The sequence below is a fragment of the Sorangium sp. So ce381 genome (genome assembly GCF_051473845.1).
GTDB classification, from domain to species: domain Bacteria; phylum Myxococcota_A; class Polyangia; order Polyangiales; family Polyangiaceae; genus Sorangium; species Sorangium atrum.
Map to the genome: position 1 here is coordinate 5,477,073 of NZ_CP150336.1, position 20,418 is coordinate 5,497,490.

The following is a 20,418-nucleotide window of genomic DNA, read 5'->3' on the forward strand; positions in this document are numbered from 1 at the left end:
TCAGGCGCGGGAGGGGTCCGCGGCCGGCGTGCTGCCCGTCGCGGGCTCCGGCGGCATGTAGTAGAGGATCCGGTTGCAGTTCGGGCACCGCTCGAACTCCTCCTGGCGGCGCATCTTCTGGAACATCATCGGCGGCACGGACAGGTGGCAGCCGAGGCATGTGCCGTCGTAGGTGCGGGCGATCGCGACGGGCCTGCGCGTCCGGATCGACTCGTAGCGGCGGTACAGGACGACCGGCAGCTTGCCGACCACCTGCTGGCGCGCCTCGGCGCGCTGGCCGCGCTCGGTCTCGAGCGCCGCCAGCGACGCCTGCGTCCCGGGCGCGCTGCCGTCGATCGCCCCCGCCAGCTCGACGCGCTTCGCCTCCGCCACATCGATCGCCGAGCGCGCCCCCTCGGAGGCCGAGTTCAGCCGCTCGATCTCTTCCTCGCGATCGCGGTGCAGCTTGCGCAGCTCCTCGATCTCGCGCTGCGCCGCGTTGGACTCGCGCTCGTTCCGGGAGCGCTGCAGCTTCTCCCGCGAGCGCTCGATCTGGCTCGACATCTGGCGGAGCTCGACGACGAGCTCGGAGCGCGTCTTCTCCATCGCCGCCAGGGTCTCCCGATCGCCCTTCAGCCGCTCCTCTAGCCGCTTCAGATCGGACCGCATCCCTTCCAGGCTGCCGCGCTGCTTGTCGAGCTGCTCATCGATGCGGCGGATCTCGCTGTCGATGGCCGACAGCTCTTCGAGGAATGCGATCTGCTCGCGGATGCTCACGTGCTTCCTTGTCTCCTTCTGTTTCGTGGCTTTCGTGGGCCCACCTGGACTCGAACCAGGAACAGCCCGGTTATGAGCCGGGGGCTCTGACCGATTGAGCTATAGGCCCTGGTACAAGGGCGAACCCCCGATCGGGTCCGCCCACTTTCGCACCGGCGGACAACGTAGTCCAAGCGGCGCGCAGTTGGAAGGGGAGCGGTTCGGCCGGACCGGGTTCCCCGATGGCGCCACGGCGATCAGGGGTGGCTCGGCCGTGAAGGAAGCCCGTCCGCGGACGGGGCGCAGCGCGACGAGGGGCCTCGCCGGACATCGCGCACGGACATTGCGCCGGCGTGCGCGGTCAGTCCGCGCCCGAGGCCACGCCCGAGGCCACGCCCGAGGCCACGCCACAGGCCGCGGCCCCTCACGGCCCCTGCCGCCCGCCCGGATCGACCATCGGGCTGCGGCGCGGGATGCGCGCCGTTTTGGCTGCCGGGGTCACGGCCTTGCCGCCGTCGAGCGCGTCGGAGCAGCACCGGAACCCGACCTGATAGAAGCGGAACCACCGGTTGTGCGTCGACGTGACCGGGCGGCATCGCGAGCGGATCGGCCCCCAGTACCCCCCTTTCAGCGTCGATCGAAACGGCTTCTCGTCCAGCATGCCGAGCTCGTTGTTCACCCACTCGTCCACGTTGCCGGTCATGTCGCGCACGCCGAAGGGGCTGACGCACCGGCTCATCTCCCCGGACGCAACCCGGCGATCGAGCCGCTCGACCTCCGCCGAGATCTTCCATGGGTCAGCGAACGTCTCGAGCACCGGCATCGAGATCTTCCTGTCGATGTTGCAGGCGTCGGGATCGCGAGCGATCCCGTAGGGATAGGGCCACATCTGCGGCCCCTCGCAAGCGAACTCCCACTCCTCGCCGGAGCAGAGCCGCTTGCCCTCGATCTCGCAGGCGCGCTTCGCCTCCAGCCAGTTGACCATCACCACCGGGCGGACGCCCTCGATGTTCGGGTACTCGAAGACGTCGATGCAGAAGCGCCGGTGCTGGAGGCGCCCCTCGCAGAGGACCTCCGGCTCGAACCGCGCGCAGATGTCCTTCTCCTCGTCGATGTACGCGGCGCAGTGGTGCCCGACGTACGGGCAGTAGATGCCGTCGACGAGCACCATCCCGCCGAGGCACGCCGTGCGGCTCTCCGGGTCGACGCGCACGTACGCAGGCAGCGGCGGAGGCGCCTCGGGCGCCAGCGCGGGCGCCGGCGGGGCCGGCTCCGGCGGGGCGACGCTCGCGACCGGGGCCGCGCTCGCCGCGTCGAGCGGCCCAGGCGGCCTCTGGAAGCGGGGGGCAAAGAGGAGCGCGCTCACCAGGGCGGCGACGACGAGGGCGGCGATGAAGGCGATGCGCTCGCGCATGTCAGTCGTACACGCCGTCCTTCTCGCGGTCGCGCTCGATGAAGGGCCGCGGCGGCGGCGTGACGACGCCGTCGACCGTGTCCGCGCAGCAGCGGAAGCCGACCTGGTAGAACTTGAACGTCGGCCCGTGCCCTCCGGTCGTGAGGCGGCAGGTGTTCCGAACAGGACCCCAGTAGCCGCCGTTGAGCGTCGCCGGGCGCGATGTGCCCGGATCGTCGGCGAGGTTGTCGGTCCACTCGTCGACGTTGCCGGAGAGGTCGTACGCGCCGTAGGCGCTGATGCAGTTCGGGTGCGATCCGATGGGATCCGCCTGCCACAGCCGGGCGATCTCGCCCTCGCGGGTCGCCTCGTCCACCATGGCGTCGATGTCGAACTCGATCGCGGCGCGGTCAATGTTGCAAGGGCTGGGCGTGCGCACGAAGCCCCAAGGATACGGCAGGCGCTTCGGGCCTTCGCAAGCGAGCATCCACTCGGAGCGCCGGCACAGCCGCCTGCCGATCGAGGCGCAGAGCGACTTCGCCTCGTACCAGTCGACGTAGACGCGCGGGAGCTCGCCCACCCGGTTCGGCCACTCGTGGCGGTCGATGCAGAAGCGCCGGTGATCCACCGGAGCCCTGCATCGAGCGCCGCGCCCGTACTCGGGGCAGCCATGGCCAGCTCCCTCGCCGCTGCGGGTGCAGACATACGGGAGGGATGGACAGAAATCGCCCTCCACGAAGGTCATGTCGGCGGGACACGCAGCGCGCGCTACCGGATCCGCCGCGAAGGGATCGACCAGCGGGGCCGCCGCGGTCGCCCGCGGGCTCGCGCTTCGCGAAACCGCGGCCGCACCGGGAGGCGAGCCCGGCGCGGGCGCCGCTGGCTCTCCCTGACCGACGGCCGTTGCGGGTGCTGGCGTGAACGACGCGGGCGCCGCGGGCCCGGCAGAGCGCGCCGCAGCGGGACCGGGCTCGAAGCGCCCGGACGGAGAGGGCGGCGCGAGCAGCAGCGCGTCGAGCTCAGGCGCGTACCGCGCAAGGAGCGCGACCACGCCGAGCGCAGCGCCGGCGCCGACCGCCATCAGGACACTCCTTGCACGCGCTTCCACCTGCGCGCCCTCTCATAGTCCAGCTCGCAGCGCAGCGACGTGAGAAGAATTGCAAGACAACCGGAAGACCGCGCCCGCGCCGTGCGCGGCGCGTCGCGGCGCGCGACGACGGGGCGGGGCAACAGAGCCGACCGAGCAGCGAGCGGCGAGCAGGAGCGGCGCCACGCCCGCTTCCGTGTGTGATAGCTCTCCGGTTCCCCCTATGGATCGACTGGTCGTTCGAGGCGCCCGGCAGCACAACCTCAAGAACGTCAGCGTGTCGCTTCCGCGCGACCGCCTGGTGGTGATCACGGGCCCGAGCGGCTCGGGCAAGTCGTCCCTGGCGTTCGACACCATCTACGCGGAAGGGCAGCGCCGCTACGTCGAGTCGCTCTCCGCCTACGCGCGGCAGTTCCTCGAGCAGCTGTCCAAGCCGGACGTCGAGTCGATCGAGGGCCTCTCGCCCGCCATCGCGATCGAGCAGCGCGCGCTGGCGAAGAGCCCGCGATCGACCGTCGGCACGGTGACCGAGATCTCGGACTACCTCCGCCTGCTCTTCGCGCGGGTCGGCACCCCGCACTGCCCCGCGTGCGGCAAGCGGATCGAGGCCCAGACCGTCCAGCAGATCGTCGACCGCATCCTCGATTTCGGCGACAAGACGCGGGTCACGATCATGGCGCCCATCGCGCGAGGCCGCCGCGGAGAGCTGAAGCTCGACATCGAGCGGCTGCGCCGGGAGGGCTTCGTGCGAGCGCGCATCGACGGCGAGATCGTCGATCTCGGCGACGAGATCGTCCTCGATCGGACGCGCGCGCACGACCTCGATGTGGTCGTGGACCGGATCGTGGTCAAGGACGGCATCAAGGGCCGGCTCACCGACTCCGTCGAGCTCGCGCTCAAGCTGGGCGAGGGCAGGCTGCTCGTCGACATCTCCAGCGACGGCATGAAGATCGAGCCGCTCTGGATGAGCGAGCGCTTCGCGTGCATCGACTGCGGCATCTCCCTGCCGCCCATCGAGCCGCGGATGTTCTCCTTCAACGGCCCGCACGGCGCGTGCCCCGCCTGCGACGGCATCGGCGCGAGGACCCGCATCGATCCGGACCGCGTGGTCCCCGATCCTCGGCGCACGCTCCGCGAGGGCGCGGTGGTGGCCTGGGGGCGGCGCGGCTCGCTCTCGCTCGCCACGGAGACGGAGCGGGCCGTCAGCGCGCTCGGCTGCGATCCGGACGTCCCGTGGGCGAAGCTGCCGGCGGCGGTGCGGCAGGCGATCCTCGAGGGGAGCGACGCCCCGGCCGCCGGCGGTCGGGGGAAGAAGAGGGCCGCCTACGAGGGGATCATCCCGCGGCTCGAGCGCCTGCTGAGCAGCGGCGAGCCCGCCCTCACCGACGAGGAGGAGGCCGATCCCGACGAGGACAGCGCCGCGCTCTCCGACGAGATCGGCCGCTTCGTCATCACGCGCGTGTGCGACGCCTGCGACGGCAGGCGCCTGCGCCCCGAGGCGCTCGCCGTGCGCCTCGGGGATCGCAACATCGCGGACGTCGGCACCCTGCCGCTGCGCACGCTGCGCGTCTTCCTCGAGGGCCTCATGCCGCCGAAGGAAGGGGCGCCGCGGGCCCGCGCCGATGGGCAGGCCGCGGGCGAGGCCCACGTCGACGGGGCGCTCGCGCCGCGCGAGCGCGCGATCGCCGAGCCGCTGCTCCGGGCGGTGATCGCTCGCCTCGGGTTCCTCATCGACGTCGGGCTCGACTACCTCACGCTCGACCGCTCCGCGCAGACCCTCTCCGGCGGCGAGGGCCAGCGCATCCGCCTCGCGACGCAGATCGGGGCCGCGCTCGTCGGCGTGCTCTACGTGCTCGACGAGCCCTCGGTGGGCCTGCACGCGCGCGACAACACGCGCCTGCTCGAAGCGCTCAGGCGGCTCGTGGACCTCGGCAACACCGTGGTCGTCGTCGAGCACGACCGCGACGCCATCCTCGCGGCAGACCACATCGTGGACATGGGCCCGGGCGCGGGCGTGCACGGCGGCAACGTGGTGGCGCAAGGCACGCCGGAGGAGCTGAGCGCCGATCCGGCGTCGATCACGGGCCCCTACCTCAGCGGCAAGAAGCAGCTGGCGATCCCCACGAAGCGCCAGCGCCCCGACGGGCGCTTCATCCGCGTGAGCGGCGCGCGGGCCCACAACCTCCTCAACGTCACGGCCGAGATCCCCGTCGGCCTCTTCTGCACGGTCACCGGCGTCTCCGGCTCGGGCAAGTCGAGCCTCATCGTCGACACGCTGCTGCCGGCCGCGAAGAACGAGCTGTACAGGAGCTCCGCCCCGATCGGCGCGTGCGACGGCATCGAGGGCCTCTCGCACATCGACAAGGTCATCTCGATCGATCAAGCCCCGATCGGCCGCACGCCGCGGTCCAACCCGGCCACGTACACGGGGGTCTTCGGGCTCCTCCGCGAGCTCTACGCGGGCCTCCCGGAGGCGAGGACGCGCGGATACAAGGCGGGCCGCTTCTCGTTCAACGTGAAGGGCGGCCGCTGTGAGGCCTGCCAGGGCGACGGCGTGCTCCGGATCGAGATGCACTTCCTGCCCGACATCTTCGTGACGTGCGAGACGTGCGGCGGCCGCCGGTACAACCGCGAGACGCTCGAGGTGCTCTACCGCGGGATGTCGATCGCCGACGCGCTCGACCTGACGGTCGAGCAGGCGATCGACCAGTTCGAGTCGCTCCCCCGCGTCCGGGAGCGGCTCGCCGCGCTCGCGCGGGTCGGCCTCGGCTACATCACGCTGGGGCAGCCGGCGACGACGCTCTCGGGCGGCGAGGCGCAGCGCGTGAAGCTCGCGCGCGAGCTCGCGCGCAAGGCCACCGGTCGCACGCTCTACGTGCTCGACGAGCCGACGACGGGCCTGCACTTCTCCGACATCGAGGTGCTCACCGCGAGCCTGATGAGCCTGCGCGACGCGGGGAACACGGTCCTCGTGATCGAGCACAACCTCGACGTGATCGCCTGCAGCGACTGGGTGATCGACCTCGGCCCCGAGGGCGGCGAGCGCGGCGGGACGATCGTCGCCGCCGGCACCCCGGAGGACATCGCGCAGGAGGAGGCGTCGTTCACCGGCGCGTACCTGCGCGATGTGCTCACGGCGGCGAAGCGTCGCACCCCGCAGCAGCCGCGCGCCCGCGCGGTCGCCCGCAAATAGCAAAACGGGCGTGGCCCCGTCCCGTCCGCACGACACGGACCAGGAGCGGGAGCGCACGCCCGACGGCGCGGAGGCACCATCGCGCGTGGAGGCCACCGACGGGCGGCCTCCGCGCGCGGCGCAGCGTCAGCCGTAGTCCTTCTCGACCCGCTCCTGATCCTCTTTGCAGCGGATGCACAGGGTCGTCTCGGGGCGCGCCTCGAGGCGCTTCGCCGAGATCTCCTCCTCGCACTCCTCGCACTTGCCGAACGAGCCGTCCTCGATCTTCACGAGGGCCTTCTGGATCTTGTCGAGGAACGACTTCTCGCGGCCGCGGAGCCGGAAGGTGAACGACTGCAGGTACTCGCTCGACGCGAGGTCCATCTCGTCAGGGAGATCGTTCGCGTCGAGCATCATGTCCTCGGTCAGCGTTTGCTTGGCCTTCTTGACGATCTCGTCGCGCTTCGTCTCAAGCAGGGTCTTGAACTTTTTCAGCTGGGCCTTGTTCATAGGTCCTCTCGCGTCGAATGCGCCGTTCGGCGCTGCCGTCCTGAGCTCCCTGGCGCATGCAAGCCGCGGGGCGCTGACCCCGGCTGCCGGGACGGGGCTTACGGCTCCGCGACATGTCCGGAGAGGCCAGACACCCCCCCGAAATTGCGAGGCGCGGGATTCTAGGCGTGGGAGCCGAGCCCGTCAACGACGCCTCCGTCGCAGGCAGAGATCGCCCGATATCACCGCGGCCGACGCCTCTCGATTCGCCATCAGTCATCACGCGCATCACGCGCATCACGCGCATCACGCGCATCACGCGCATCACGCGCGTCACGCGCGTCGTCACGCGCCATCTCGCCCGCGACCGACCGGACGCTGCGGCATCGGTCGGCATCGGTTGTCGGGACAGCGTGGAAAGCATCTGCGGGAAGTCCCCGAGCCACCGGAAAAGGCGGCGGACTTGGCCTCAAATCCGCATGCTCGCCACAGAGCACGCCGGAAGTGAGACGCAGCGGACGGTTTGACGAAAGGCAGCTCACGTGGAACAAATTTATCCCATATTGCTGGATTTCGATCAGAACCGAACCCCTGTCCGTCCCCGCGATGCCTCGACGGTGATCGTCCTCCGTGACGGTCGCGCGGGGATCGAGGTGTTCTGCGTTCGCCGCCACGCGAGCTCGAGCTTCATGGGAGGCGCCGTGGTGTTCCCCGGTGGGAAGGTGGACGCGCAGGACGGCGCGGAAGTCTGGAGGGATCGGGCGACCGAGCCGCCGGCGCGCGCCGCTGCGTTCGCGACGGGCGAGACGCCTGCGCGAGCGCTGTGCGTGGCCGCGTGCCGCGAGACGCTGGAGGAAGGGAGCATCCTGCCGACCGATCCGCCGCTGTCTGGCGATGACGTCGACGAAGTCGGGCGGGAGCTCGCCGCCGGGGCGCCGCTCGATGCGGTCCTCGCGCGGCGTGGCCTGAAGCTCGCCCTCGCGGCGCTCGTCCCGTGGGCGCGGTGGATCACGCCCGTCGCCGAGGCGCGGCGCTTCGACGCGCGCTTCTTCCTGTTGCCGCTACCGCCGGGCCAGATCGGGCGACACGACGGACACGAGACGACGATGAGCTTCTGGGCGGCGCCGTCCGAGGTCCTGGAGCGCGCCGCGCGTGGGGAGATCCTTCTCGCTCCGCCGACTTCACGCACGCTCGAGCTCCTCGCCGCGGCCCTGGACGTGCGCAGCGCCGTGGCGCTCGCGGAACGCCAGTCGCTCTTGCCGATCTGTCCGCGCTTCGTCCCGGGCGACGGGGCCGAGCCGCCTTACCTGGCGCTGCCAGGCGACCCTTCGCACGAGGCGCGCGATCGGCGCGCCGAGGGGCCGACCCGTTATGTCCTGCGCAACGGGCGCTTCGTCGCCGAAGAATGCTGCGCACATGGATCCCTGATCCACATCAAACAGGAACGAGAGCCAGATCCACCCGTGCCGACCAGCTTCGACGCCCCCCAGACGAATGCCCCCTCCGTGCCGGCGACGCCTGATCTCGAGGAGTGAGCCATGGAAACGAACCCGAAAGAGAACACGACGCAGCCCGAGCTGTTCACCGCGAGCGACGTCGCGCGCTTCTGCCAGGTGGACCTCAAGACCATCCACAATTGGGCGGACAAGGGGGAGATCCGCCACTTCCGCACGCCCGGACGGCACCTCCGCTTCCGGCGGCTGGACGTGCTCGATTTCCTCCGAAAGTACGGCTACCCGATCCCGGAGATCCTCCGGATGGGCAAGCCGAAGGTCGTCGTGGTCGACGACGACCCCTCCGTCCTCGCCGCGCTCCGCAAGACGCTCTCGCGGCGGTTCGACCTGACCACGTTCCAGGATCCGTTCGACGCGCTCGTCGCGGTGGGCAACCTCCAGCCCGACGCGCTCATCCTGGACATCATGATGCCGGGCCTCGACGGCGTGCGCTGCCTGGAGCGGCTCCGCTCCATCGACGCGACCTCGCACATCCGCTGCATCGTGTACTCGAACCACGAGGACATGAAGAAGAACGCGACCGAGGCGGGCGCCTACGACTTCATCAAGAAGGGCGAGGCCGGCGAGCTGCGCGACTCGCTGGAGCGGCTCATGGGCCTCGAGCGAGGGTGACGCCAGCGCTGGCGACGCCAGCGCGGCCCGCGCACGCCGGCGGCGCCCCTCACTTGCCCTCGCGGTAGGCGCGGATCGCGTTGACGATGGCGTCCGCCATCTTCTGCCGGAAGTCGGCGGTCGCGAGGCGAGCCTCGTCCTCGGGGTTCGAGATGAACGACGTCTCGAACAGCGCGGCCGGCATGTCGGCGCCCGCGAGGACGAAGAAGCCCGCGCCCCTGACGCCCTGATCCTTCGTGTCGGGGTAGCGGGGCGAGAGCGAGGCGAGCGACGACCGCTGGAGGAGCTCGGCGAAGTGGCGCGAGCGAGCCGCCATGTCGCCGACGTTGAGGTTCGACAGGATCGCCGCCACCTCGAGGCGGGCGCCGGGATCACCCAGGTCCACGCCCTGCCCTCCCCGCTCGGCGCGGGCGGCGTTCTCGCGCGCCGCGAGCTGCGCCGACGTCGCCTCGCCGTCGTGAGGGGCCGCGAGCGAGAACGTCTGGACCCCACGAGCGCGGCCGTTCTCGCTCGCGTTGCAGTGGATCGAGACGAACAGGTCGGCGTGGAACGCGTTCGCGCGCGCGGTGCGGAGCTCCAGCGGCACGTAGGTGTCGCTGTCCCGCGTGAGGAGCGTCTCGATCTTGAGCTCGCGCGCGAGGAGCGGGGCGACGCGGTGGGCGACGTCGAGCGTCACGTCCTTCTCCTTCAACCCCGTGGGGCCGACGGCGCCGGTGTCGTTCCCGCCGTGCCCCGGGTCGATCGCGACGCGCCGGACCTCCCGCGCGCCGCCGGGGTTGTCCTTGTCGTCGCGCAGCGGAGCGCGGGTGCTCACGTCGACGACGATCCGGAACGGATCGGGGAGGTAGAAGACCCGCCGGTGCAGGTTGGCGGCGAGATCGAGGACGACGCGCGTTCCGTTCGGCTGGACGCCGACGCGCACCCGCCGCAGGACGCCGCCGACCTCGATCTCCCGCGCGACGCCGCGCGACGTCGCCCTCGCGATGTCGACGAACACGCGCGCGTCCTTGCCGGCGCTCTCGTCCGCCGCGAGCGTGCCGACGTCGAACGTCGTCGGCGCGGAGAGCTCGACAACGACGCGCGCCCCTTTGTCCGAGCCGTGCCGCTCGATCGAGGTGATCTTCACCGGGCCGGTGGGCGCGGCCGGCGCCCGGGGGGCGACGACGACATCGCCGGTGGCTTCGGCGGTCGTCACCTGCACCGGCGCCGCGGTCGCGGAGCTCGCGGGCGCGGCGGAGGAGCCCGGCGCGGGCCCCGCTGCGAGCGCGAGCGCGACGCCCTCGACGCGGTGCCCCTCCTGCTCCAGCGCGCGGAGCGCATCCCCGCTCGGCCGGTAGGCGGCGGCTTGCGCGAGCGCTAGCGCGAGCGCGCCCAGGCACTGCGAGCGCGGCCCGCCGCCGGACGGCGCGGGCGGGGCGAGGGCCGCGTAGCGCCGCGAGACCAGGTAGAGCTCGCGGTACGCGACGGCCGCGTCGTGAGCGAGCTCGCCGGCGAGCAGCGCGCGGCGGCGCTCGGCCTGGCACGCGCGCTCGACGTGGGCCGGATCGGCCGAGGCGCGGAAGGCCGTCGCCGCCGCGCCGTAGAGCTCCATCGCCTCGCGCGCGTCGGTGACCGCCTGATCGAGGCGGAAGAGCCGCATGCGAAGATCGCCGGCCAGCTCCGCGAGCGAGGCCGCCTGCGCCGGCGCCCCGGCGCGCGATGACGCGATGGCGACCGCATCGGCGAGGGCGACCGTCTCGGCGCGGGGGGGGAGGAGCGCAGCCGGATCGAGCAGCGCGGCGGCGCGCTCCTCGTCGGAGATCCCGGCGGGCGCGGCCGGCGCGCTGCCCTCCGCGCTGCACCCGAGGGTGGCGTGCGCCACCACTGCAAAAAGCGCGATCGCCGCGAACGCCGGGGCGCTACGATGCAACCACGCCGGGCTGATGAGCTGTCGGCTCGCCAGTTCAGCCCCGCGCGCCGAGCGACTGGCGATGCGTCCAGGAGGTTTCACGTGCCCGACCTCACGCCCACTTCATCCACAGGACCCCTCTACGCGGACCGCGCGTCGGGGGAGAGGTTTGCCGACGCGACGAGCATGGTCAACGCGTATCTCGCCCGGTACAACGCGAGCTCTCAGGGCGGGGCGAGATCGCCGAGCGGCGCTGGCGCCAGCACGCTCGACGAGACGGGATACGCGCAGCTCCAGCACGGGAGCGCGACGATCGGCGTCAACGTGCTGGAGGCTCAGGGCGTCCTGATGGTCTTCTCGCCCATCATGGCCGTCCCCCTGAGCGGGCGCGAGGCCTTCTACAGGCGCCTCCTGGAGCTCAGCTTCGTCATCACCTCCGACGCGGCCTTCGCGATCGACAAGTCGCGCAACGAGGTGGTGGTGCGCTGCCTGCGGCGCCTCAGCGCGCTCGAGTACGAAGAGTTCGAGGATATCGTGACGACGGTGAGCCAGGTCGCCGACACCTGGGATGACGCGTTGCTGCGCGAGGTGCGCGGCGGGTGAGCCGTTCGCTGTGGTTTCCGGGGGCGCCAGGGGGCGCGCGTTCCCGCCGTGCGCGGCAGCCGGTGATGCGCCGATCCGTCGCGAGATTGCGGTGCAGCAGACGCGGGTGGTAAGTTCCTCACCGCGATGACTGCGGGGGAGCAATCGACAACCGCGGAACCTGGTGAGCGCTCCCTCTCTGCGGAGGAGGCGGAGCGGATCGCTTCGTCGATCCGGCCATCCTGGGAGGGGTTCGACGAGCTGTCGGGCGCCCGAGGCGACGCGCGCGGCGGCGCCGTAGCTCAGGAGCCCGGCGCATCCGCTGCGAAATCGTCGGAAGCTCAGACGGCCTCCCCCGCCGAAGCGCCGGCGGCGAAGCCTGGACCCGCGGCGGCGCCTTCTCCTGCTGCACCCGCGGCGCCCACGACGCGCGTGCTCGAAGCCCTCCCAGCCGGCGCGGCCGGCGTGTCCGACACCGTGATCGAGGGGGTCCCGACCATCGCCATCGGCGACGACCCGCCGGGGCCGCCCGCGGCGGGGGCCACGTCCCGCGACGCGGGAGCGGCGGGGGCCAGTGAGCAGGCCGGCCCCGCGCCGCAGGCGCTCATCGACGCCCGGACGGCCGGCGGCGCCGCGGACGCGGGCTCCCCGATCGCCAAGGAGAGCGGCGCGGTGACGCGGGACCAGCACCCCGCGCCTGCCGGGAAGACACAGATGGGAGTGGGTGAGCCGGCGTCTGAGGCTGGCGCGCCAACCGCCGAGCCGGAGGCCGCGGGCGGCGCGCACGCCGCAGAGCCGCGGCCGCGGGTGAAGCAGTCCCCCTCCCCGCCCCCGGAGAATGAACCGCCGTCGGCCCGGCCGGCGCGCAGGGGCTCCCGCGCGGCGCAGCCGGCCAGGGAAAGCGCTGATTCCGTGGCCGCGTCCGGGGTCCGCACGGAAGACCACGATCCGATCGAGATCCCCGTGTCCACGCCGAACAAGACGGCGCTGCGGGTCGTGCTCGCCCTCGCGGGCCTGGCCTTGCTGCTCGTCGTCGTTCGCACCTTGCGTCGAGACGACGCCGGAGAGGATCCCGGACCCCCGGCGGCATCGTCGGTGGCGGAGACCCCCGCCACAGCGACCACGCCCCCCGCCGCCTCGCAGGCGCCCCACGGTCCATCGACCGCCGCCGCGGCTGCGGACGACGGCGCCTCGCCGGCGCCGAGCGCGTCAGCGCCGTCGCCTCCTCCGGCTCCCGCTGCGACGACATCTGCCGGCGCGACGCCGTCTGCCTCTGTCGCGGCGCCTCCCGCGGCCACGGCGCCTGCTTCTGCCACGGCGCCCGCTTCCACCGGGAGCGCAGCGACGCCCGCGGTGCCAGCGACCAGGCCGATGGCGGCCCCCCCTGCACAGAGGCCCGCGCCTCCAGCGCCCGCGCAGCGTGGCACGAGCTCGACCGGTGGCAGCAAGGGCGGCGGCATCATCCGCGATGCGCCGTTCTGAAGCGCACCTCTTTCTCGCCTCGGCAGCGAGGCCTGCTGCAATCGTACCCTTTCGCGGACGCCGACGAGGCGAAGCCCGATCTGAGGAGCCATGAAAACACGCGCCTGCGCCCCAGTCCTCCTGCTCTCGCTGATCGCTCCCGCCGTGCTCACGGAGGCCGGGCTCCCCCCTTCTCTCCTCAGCGAGCCGCTGAGCTTCGCGCAACCGTCCGATCCCGTGACCGAGGTCGCGCGCCAGCGCTACGAGGAAGGGGTCAAGGCGTACGACGGCGGTCGCTTCGAGGAGGCGCGCACCGCCTTCCTCCAGGTCTACGCGCTCAAGCGACACCCGGCCGTGCTGCTCAACCTCGGACAGAGCGAGCTTCGCTCCAATCACCTCGAAGACTCCGGCAAGCACCTGCAGCAGTTCCTGCGCGAGCACGCCGCGGCGACCCCGGAGCAGCGCGCCGCAGCGGAGAAGGCGATCGCCGATGTGAAACGGAAGACCGGCTTCCTCATCGTGAGCGCCGACGCGAATGGCGCGGACATCAGCGTGGACGGCGTCCTCATCGGCAAGGCGCCGCTGCTCGATCCGGTGTTCGTGAAGCCCGGCAAGCACACCTTGTTCGCGACCTACCAGGACCGATCAGCGACCACCCAGGTGGACGCGAAGGTCGGCACAGCCACGCCCGCGACGCTCACCCTGGGGACGACCGGCGCGACGCCCGCAACGCCGCCTGTCGGCGCGCCAACCCCGGCGACGCCGACCGGTGCGCCCACCTCAACCACGGCGCCGCCGGCGCCAGCACCGCCTCCAGCGACGAACATCGCGCAGCCGGCGCCGGGCGCGCCCGCCCCCGGCGCGACGCCTCCTGGCGCAGCCGCGCCGAGCCCCTCACCATCACCCGCAGCGCCGACGGGCTCCGGCGGCTTCAGCGTCTCGACGAGCAGCACGATGGGTTCCATGGGCCCGGCGCAGGCCTCCGGCGGACGCGAGCCGTTCTTCCACTGGTACGCGCGCAAGCCGCTCGCCTGGGCGGGGACCGGCGTCGCCGGGGTCGGCCTGGTCATGGGGATCGTCGGCTCGGCCATCACGGTCGACGCGCGCAGCAGCGCCGACGACATCGGGGGACAGATCGAGGCGTACGTCGCGGGTCACCAGAGCGCGATCCCCGCGAACCGCAGGTCTCAGCCGTGTGGCGCGCGCGAAGATCCGTCGGGCGACCTGCCCGACTTCAGGAACGCGTGCGGAAAGCTCCGCGAGAAGCTCGACCGCTTTGACGGCGCGGTCCCTTGGGCGATCACCGGGTGGGTCCTCTTCGGCGTTGGGGTCGTCGGCACCGCGACCTACGCCATGATCGATTGGTACCCGCAGAAGCAGCAGACCGCGGCGGACGGGCCGCGCATCACCGCGATAGCGCCGTTCGTGGCGCCAGGTCAGGCCACGCTCAGCGTCGCGGGTACCTTCTGAAGAGATCGAGCGCGCCAAGAGCGACATCGGAGTGGGCGTCCTTGTAAAGCTGGCCGACGTGCTCGGCGTCCGGCCTGGGGTGCTGTTCCGCCAGCGGGAGCTACCGGCGGTGAAGCGTGGCCGGCCACGCAAGGCACGACGCGCATCGACGGGCCGATGTACGCTACGTACCTCGCCATCACGGACGAGGTGACCGAGGCGGAACGCGACGACTACCTGCGGCTCTTCAGCCATCGCTCCGCCCTGCCGGGCGAGGCAGCACGGTGGCTGAAGCAGTGGATGAGGGACACGAGGATGAAGCAGCCGGACATCGAGGAGCTCCCGGGGTACGAGGAGATGTTCCAGAAGCTGGTCGAGGCGATGCCTGTGGAAAAGCGGCTCGCCGGGCTCGCCCCCGAGCAGCGGCTCGCCGGGCTCGCCCCCGAGCAGCGGCTCGCCGGGCTCGCCCCCGAGCAGGTGATCCTCGCGCTCCCGGTGGAGGTGCTGCGCATGCTCTCCGAGGAGCATCTCCATTCGCTCCCCGCCGACGTTCGGGAGACGATCAAGAAGCGCCTGCGGGGCACCGCCCATTGACGCGCGGATCGCGAGAGCAAGGCCAGCCCTGGCGGAGCGCGACCGGTTGAGGCAGGCGCTCCTGCCAGCGTGACAGCGGGGTTGCGGTGCGTCCGCAGCGCTGACACGCCGCGTTTTCGATCGGGAGTGGCTTCAGACCGGCGAGGGCTCGACGGGCTTGGTCTCGACGGGCTTGGCGTCGGTGGGCTTGGTTTCGACGGGCGCCGGCTCGTCCGGCGCGGCGGCGCTGCCGCGGCGCTTCGGGCGGAGCCTCCGCAGTGCGTCGCGGAACGAGGTGGCGCTGAAGCGGCGCTTCGCCTCGGGGATGTCCCAGCACGCGTTGACGCCGGCGGCGCGCGCCTCGTTCCCGAGCAGCGTGGCATACGTCACGATGGAGTTGCGCAGCACCATCGCCTCTTCCCGGTTCCGCAGACCGAGGATGCCGAGCAGGTCACGGCCGCTCACCTCGTCGAGCAGCGCGCTGCCTTCGCGCAGGAAGTCTTCGGTGAGGCCGACGGGCGAAAGGCGGGCCTGGTGCTGCTTGGCGAGCCGGAGCAGCATGGCGAGATCGCTGGTCTCCTCGGTGAGCGTGCCGCTCGTGTTGACGTCGGCGAACTGCTCGGCGACGTCCGGCTCGAACGCGAACGCCTGATCGGCGAACGCCTTGAGCCGCGCGCGCCACGGCCGGCTCGCCTTGATCACCTGGTCGACGGGCCGGACCTGGTAGGCGCCGGTGCGCTTGCCCTCGCCGAACCAGAGGTTCGCGGTGTCGAGCAGCTGGATGGCGCCGCGGAGCAGCGCGCGGCGCTCGGGGCCGTAGGCCTTGCTCGTGAGCTGCGCCTCGTACTGGACGACGGCCAGATAGAGGTCCCGGAGCTCCGTGAGGGTGGTCGAGATGGGTTGGCTCGGCTCCATGACCTCGCGGACGATGCGATCCATCTCGGGCCGCGCGGTATCGAGGAGGGCCTGAAACTCCGCGGGGGTCGCGACCGCGCGGGTCTCCTTCAGAACGGCGTGCTGCTCTTGTGAGAGTTCGATTCGCATAACCTACCTCCAGTGGGGTGGCGATCGGGCAGGCGTAGCACGACGGCAGAGCTCGCAGCAGCCCACGCAGGCTCTGGCGATCCGGAGAGCACGGTTGTGTCGCCATGGGCTGCGCCAGCGCGCCCGGAGTGCGCCCCAGCCGACCGGCGCGCGACTCCAGCGCGCCCGGAGTGCGCCCCAGCCGACCGGCGCGCGACTCCAGCGGACCGGGAACGCGACCAGCACCGCCGAGACGGCCGGGAGTCGTGTCAGCAGCGCCGGGGAGTCGCACCAGCAGCTCCGAGGGGCGGTATCAGCAGGTCCGAGGAGCTGCACCAGCAGGTCCGAGGAGCTGCACCAGCAGGTCCGAGGAGCTGCACCAGCGGATCCAGCGAGCCATACCAGCAGGTCCGAGGAGCCGTACCAGCAGGTTCGAGGAGCTGCACCAGCGGGTCCGAGGAGCTGCACCAGCAGGTCCGAGGAGCCGTACCAGCGGGTGCTGGCAGGCATCCCGGGGTTGCTGGGGAGCCGCCGGGAGGCGCTGGCATGGCGCCGGGAGGTGCTGGCAGGGCACGGCGGTGCGCCGGGAGGCGCGCTCCAACGGTCGGCTCTGTGCTGATGGCGTCTGGCTGCGTGCGATGGATGGACGCCTCGCTCCGGCACGTCCAGGGGGCGCGCTTCGACCGTGCGCCTCTCTGCGCCGCGACATCTACCCGCTCGAGCGCTGCACGGCCATCGACGCCTCGCTCGCGCGCCGCGCGGCGAGCACCTGCCGGCGCATCGAAGGGGGAGAGCCCGCTCAGGACGGCGAGGAGCGCGGGGACGATGGGCCGTTGCCGGTCCGCCGTCCCTCGTTCCGCGACGTTCATCCATCGCGTATGCTGCGTGGGCTTTGATCGGGGCGATGTTCAACGGAAAGTACCGGGTGCTCCGCTTGCTCGGCCAAGGGGGGATGGGCTCGGTCTATGAGGTCGAGCTGGTCGAGACCGGCGAGCGCCTGGCGCTCAAGTGCGTCGAGAGCGAGCTGCTGAACCGCAGCAAGACCAGCGTCGGGCGCTTCCAGCGCGAGGTGAGGGCGATGGGAGCGCTCGACACCGAGCACATCGTCCGGGTGCGCGACGCAGGGACCGATCCTGCGACCGGGGCGCCCTACATGGTGATGGAGCTCCTGGACGGGGAAGACCTCCAGCGCCTGCTCGACAGGGTCGGCAAGCTCGAGCCCGACACCGCCCTTCGCATCGCGGCGCAGGTCTGCGTGGGTCTTCAGAAGGCCCATGAGGCGCGCATCGTCCACCGGGACATCAAGCCCGCGAACCTCTTCCTCGCGCGCCGCGCGGAGGGTGAGGTCGTGGTCAAGATCCTCGATTTCGGCATCGCCAAGATCAAGCCGGAGCCGCACCAGGGCGGCCCGACGACGGGCCTCACCCGCACCGGAGGGATCCTCGGCTCGCCGCTCTACATGTCGCCCGAGCAGGCGCGTGGCCTCACCGACATCGACTATCACACCGATCTCTGGTCGCTCGGCGTGGTCCTCTACCGCGCGCTCTCGGGGAGGGTTCCGCACGAGCACATCGAGGCGTTTGGCGATTTGATCATGGCGATCTGCTCTGTGCGCCCCGAGCCGATCCAGGATCTCGCGCCCTGGGTCGGCCCGGAGGTGGTGGCCGTGGTCCACGGCACGCTGAAGTTCGATGCCGGCGATCGCTTCCCGAGCGCGGCGGCGATGCTCGACGCGATCCGCCCGCTCCTCCCCCACGGCTCTTCGCTCCGCGAGGAGCACCTGGTCCCGGTCAGCGAGGCGACATGCGCCGTGATCGCGCCGAAGCGTCCGATGTCGCTCCCACTGGACGACGCACACCGGCAGAGGATCACGCGGATCGCGGTACGCGTGGGGCACGCGGCCTCCGAGTCGGCGGCGACCGAGGAGTCGGCGGCGACCGAGGATGCGCCTGGGATCCTGCGAGAAGCCGCCGCCGGCTCCACGACGATCGGGCAGTCGACCGTCACCAGGGGCAGCGGCGACGCGGCGGCGCGGTCGAACGGCCGGAGCGATTCTCGCTCCCGCGCGCGCCGCGTGGCCGCCACGGCGATGGGGCTCACGGCGGCCGCCGGCGTCATCGCCTTCAGCTTCTCGATGGCGGCGAACCAGCAGGACAGCGTCTCGCCCAGCGAGGCCGCGGCGATCTCGGCCCCTGCGACGGAGCCGGCGCCGGCCGCGCTGCCGGAGAGCACGGCGCCCGTCGTCGCCGTGCCTCCCCCTGCCCTCCAGCGTGCGAGGCTCGCCGTGTCGCCGGCCGACGTATCGGTGGAAATCGACGGGGCGCCGGCGAAGGTCGACGGCGGTGAGGTGACGCTCGAGGGCGCGCCCGGGAGCCGGCATCGCGTCCGGCTCTTCAAGGGCAAGGACGAACTGCGGGGCGAGGTGATCCTGACGGAGGCCGGCGCCGCTCCGGCCAGGATCCAGCTCGACGTGGCAAAGCCGAGGCCTGCGGCGCCGGCGGTCGGGAGGGTGACGGGCGCACCGGCGGCGACCGCGGCGCCCGCGCCCCCGAGTGCGACCGCCACGGCGGGGTCGTTGATCCCCGACACTTTCCGATAAGCTGTATTCTCCCCCACCGTGCTCCGGAGCCGAACCAGAGCGATCGCGGTCCTGCTTGCCGCCTCGCTCGTGTCGCCGGGGGCTGTGCTCGCTCAGCCTGAACCGCAGGCCGGCGAGAGCGCGCCGCCCGAGGACAAGAAGGGCGAAGCGGCGTCGCGCTTTTACAAGGGCAGGAAGCTCTACCAGGAGGGCGCCTTTAGCGCCGCGCTCGCGGAGTTCCAGGCATCGAGGGAGCTCTACCCGAGCGAGAGCGCGACGGTCGGCGCCGCCGAGAGCCTGAAGCGCCTCCAGCGCTTCGACGAGGCGCTCGATCTCTTCGAGGTCGTGCTGCGCGACTTCTCGGAGGCCCTGGAGGCCCCGAGGCGGGACGCGATCCAGCGCGAGGTGATCGCGCTGCGCGGGCTTGTCGGCACCGTCGAGCTCGAGCAGGCCGAGCCCGGCGCGGCGGTCACCGTCGACGGGCAGCGCCGGGGGGATTTTCCGCTGCTCGCGCCGCTCCGGGTCGCGGCGGGCAGCCACGGCGTGCGCGTGTACAAGGAGGGGTTCGAGCCGTTCGAGACGCGCGTCGAGGTCGCGGGCGGGCAGACCGCGCGCGTCGCGGCGCGCCTGGTCCGGCTGAAGCAGGTGGGGACGCTCCGGGTCGTCGAGGCGCGCGGGCGGGATCTCTCGGTGGTCGTCGACGGCGTCGAGGTCGGCAGGACCTCGGGGGCGCCGCTCTCGGTGCCGCTCGCGCCCGGCGCGCACGTGGTGCTCCTGCGCGGCGCGGGCCGCCTCGGCACCGCGCCGGTCCGCGTGAGCCTCCGGGTGGACGAGGTCGCGCTGGTGCGGCTCGAGGCGGAGGAGCTCGACGCCGCGCTGCGCATCGCGCCCGTGCCCGTGAACGCGCTCGTGTCGCTCGACGGCGTGTCGCTCGGCCGGGGTCCGTGGGAAGGGCACGTCCGCGCGGGGAAGCACACCGTCGAGGTCACGGCCGAGGGGTTCCTACCCCTGACGCGCGCGATCGCGCTCGCGCGTGACGGGCGGGAGGTGCTCGCGGTGGAGCTCGAGCGCGATCCCGGGTCGCCCTTCTGGCGCAAGCCGCCGCCGCCGCCGCGCTTTCTCGTGGAGCTGGGGACGGCGTTGCTGATCGTGCCGAGCTCCGGGGGCGACGTGGCGGGCACGTGCGGGACGGGGTGCAGCGCGGGGGTGGGCGCCGGGAGCTACGGCGTACTCCGCGGTGGGTACCAGCTGAGCTCGGGCATCGGGTTCGGGGCGTCGATCGGCGCGCTTTCGGTGACGCAGGCGCTGCGCGGGCGGCGCACGTCGCTCAACCTCATCGGGGATCCTGCGCGGGCGACGAGTGCGATGGACGCCGCGGGCGCGGGCGATACGGCCGTCGCTGGCCAGGTCGACGACGTGCTCCGGCTGCGCGGCCTGTTCGTCGGCGCGTGGGTCGGCTACGCGCTCGACGCGGGCTTGCCGATCCACTTCCGGCTCGGCGCGGGCGGCGTCTTCGGGTCGATGTCCGACGCGCGGCGCGGATCGTTCACCGCGCGCACGGCGGGCGCGCCGGATTACTCGGTGGGAACGGTCGTCGGGACGCAGGCGGCGCGCTTCGTGTTCGCCACGCCGGAGGTGCGCGTCGGGTGGTCGCTCAGCGAGCATGTCGAGCTGAACGCGGGGCTGGAGGTGCCGGTGCTGTTCCCGGTGTCGCGGCCGGCGTGGCGCGAGGCGGACGGTATCCACGCCGGTCCCGACGGCTATGGGTGGTTCAGCGCCGAGACGCTGGTGGGTCGTGTCGTCGTCGGCGTGGCGCCGACCGTGGGGGCGCGGTTCGATCTTTGACGCTTGCGGGAGAGGTC

At 72.2% G+C, this 20,418-nt stretch carries 15 protein-coding genes and 1 tRNA gene; 9 read left to right on the top strand and 7 right to left on the bottom strand.

What is annotated here, in order from left to right; translation table 11 throughout:
- From WMF29_RS20605 to WMF29_RS20620, 4 genes are all read right to left on the bottom strand, one after another.
- Complete coding sequence (locus WMF29_RS20605; protein ID WP_437330470.1) at nucleotides 1-756, bottom strand: zinc ribbon domain-containing protein; 756 nt, start codon at nucleotides 754-756, stop codon at nucleotides 1-3.
- A 35-nt stretch (nucleotides 757-791) separates the two neighbouring features.
- Nucleotides 792-865, bottom strand: a tRNA-Ile gene (locus tag WMF29_RS20610).
- Nucleotides 866-1,159: 294 nt separating this feature from the next.
- Entirely contained in the window at nucleotides 1,160-2,149 is a 990-nt protein-coding gene (locus WMF29_RS20615; protein ID WP_437330471.1) for a formylglycine-generating enzyme family protein, read from the bottom strand.
- Nucleotide 2,150: 1 nt separating this feature from the next.
- Entirely contained in the window at nucleotides 2,151-3,209 is a 1,059-nt protein-coding gene (locus WMF29_RS20620; protein WP_437330472.1) for a formylglycine-generating enzyme family protein, read from the bottom strand.
- 229 nt (nucleotides 3,210-3,438) lie between these two features.
- On the opposite strand from WMF29_RS20620, the gene uvrA reads away from it, so the two are divergent.
- On the top strand, nucleotides 3,439-6,408 hold the full coding sequence (uvrA, locus tag WMF29_RS20625) for an excinuclease ABC subunit UvrA (RefSeq protein WP_437330473.1): 2,970 nt from the start codon (nucleotides 3,439-3,441) through the stop codon (nucleotides 6,406-6,408).
- A gap of 126 nt (nucleotides 6,409-6,534) precedes the next feature.
- Here the strand turns inward: uvrA and WMF29_RS20630 are convergent, their stop codons facing one another.
- Nucleotides 6,535-6,897 (bottom strand): TraR/DksA family transcriptional regulator, encoded by a 363-nt coding sequence (locus WMF29_RS20630; RefSeq protein ID WP_012236416.1) that lies wholly within the window; start codon nucleotides 6,895-6,897, stop codon nucleotides 6,535-6,537.
- A 596-nt stretch (nucleotides 6,898-7,493) separates the two neighbouring features.
- On the opposite strand from WMF29_RS20630, the gene WMF29_RS20635 reads away from it, so the two are divergent.
- Nucleotides 7,494-8,411, top strand: coding sequence for an NUDIX hydrolase (locus tag WMF29_RS20635; protein ID WP_437330474.1), 918 nt, complete (start codon nucleotides 7,494-7,496; stop codon nucleotides 8,409-8,411).
- A gap of 3 nt (nucleotides 8,412-8,414) precedes the next feature.
- Nucleotides 8,415-9,002 (top strand): response regulator, encoded by a 588-nt coding sequence (locus WMF29_RS20640; protein ID WP_012236418.1) that lies wholly within the window; start codon nucleotides 8,415-8,417, stop codon nucleotides 9,000-9,002.
- Between the two features lie 49 nt (nucleotides 9,003-9,051).
- Here WMF29_RS20640 and WMF29_RS20645 read toward each other — a convergent pair whose 3' ends face one another.
- Nucleotides 9,052-10,863 carry an N-acetylmuramoyl-L-alanine amidase gene (locus tag WMF29_RS20645; RefSeq protein WP_437330475.1) on the bottom strand — a complete coding sequence of 604 codons (1,812 nt, stop codon included), beginning with the start codon at nucleotides 10,861-10,863 and terminating at the stop codon, nucleotides 9,052-9,054.
- 213 nt (nucleotides 10,864-11,076) lie between these two features.
- Between WMF29_RS20645 and WMF29_RS20650 the strand changes: the two genes are divergently transcribed.
- The 4 genes from WMF29_RS20650 to WMF29_RS20665 all read left to right on the top strand — a co-directional run bounded on the left by WMF29_RS20650 (nucleotide 11,077) and on the right by WMF29_RS20665 (nucleotide 14,976).
- Nucleotides 11,077-11,493 carry a YbjN domain-containing protein gene (locus WMF29_RS20650; RefSeq protein ID WP_437330476.1) on the top strand — a complete coding sequence of 139 codons (417 nt, stop codon included), beginning with the start codon at nucleotides 11,077-11,079 and terminating at the stop codon, nucleotides 11,491-11,493.
- A gap of 411 nt (nucleotides 11,494-11,904) precedes the next feature.
- Entirely contained in the window at nucleotides 11,905-12,954 is a 1,050-nt protein-coding gene (locus WMF29_RS20655) for a hypothetical protein (RefSeq protein ID WP_437330477.1), read from the top strand.
- A 90-nt stretch (nucleotides 12,955-13,044) separates the two neighbouring features.
- The gene (locus WMF29_RS20660) at nucleotides 13,045-14,403 is read left to right on the top strand and encodes a hypothetical protein (protein ID WP_437330478.1); all 1,359 of its coding nucleotides are present in this window, start codon (nucleotides 13,045-13,047) and stop codon (nucleotides 14,401-14,403) included.
- A 156-nt stretch (nucleotides 14,404-14,559) separates the two neighbouring features.
- On the top strand, nucleotides 14,560-14,976 hold the full coding sequence (locus WMF29_RS20665) for a hypothetical protein (RefSeq protein ID WP_437330479.1): 417 nt from the start codon (nucleotides 14,560-14,562) through the stop codon (nucleotides 14,974-14,976).
- A 132-nt stretch (nucleotides 14,977-15,108) separates the two neighbouring features.
- On the opposite strand, the gene WMF29_RS20670 is transcribed toward WMF29_RS20665, so the two are convergent.
- Entirely contained in the window at nucleotides 15,109-15,999 is an 891-nt protein-coding gene (locus WMF29_RS20670; protein WP_437330480.1) for a hypothetical protein, read from the bottom strand.
- A gap of 883 nt (nucleotides 16,000-16,882) precedes the next feature.
- Here WMF29_RS20670 and WMF29_RS20675 point away from each other — a divergent pair.
- On the top strand, nucleotides 16,883-18,577 hold the full coding sequence (locus WMF29_RS20675) for a protein kinase domain-containing protein (RefSeq protein ID WP_437330481.1): 1,695 nt from the start codon (nucleotides 16,883-16,885) through the stop codon (nucleotides 18,575-18,577).
- A gap of 18 nt (nucleotides 18,578-18,595) precedes the next feature.
- Nucleotides 18,596-20,401: a PEGA domain-containing protein gene (locus tag WMF29_RS20680; RefSeq protein ID WP_437330482.1), complete on the top strand. Its 1,806-nt coding sequence runs from the start codon at nucleotides 18,596-18,598 to the stop codon at nucleotides 20,399-20,401.
- Nucleotides 20,402-20,418: the final 17 nt, after the last annotated feature.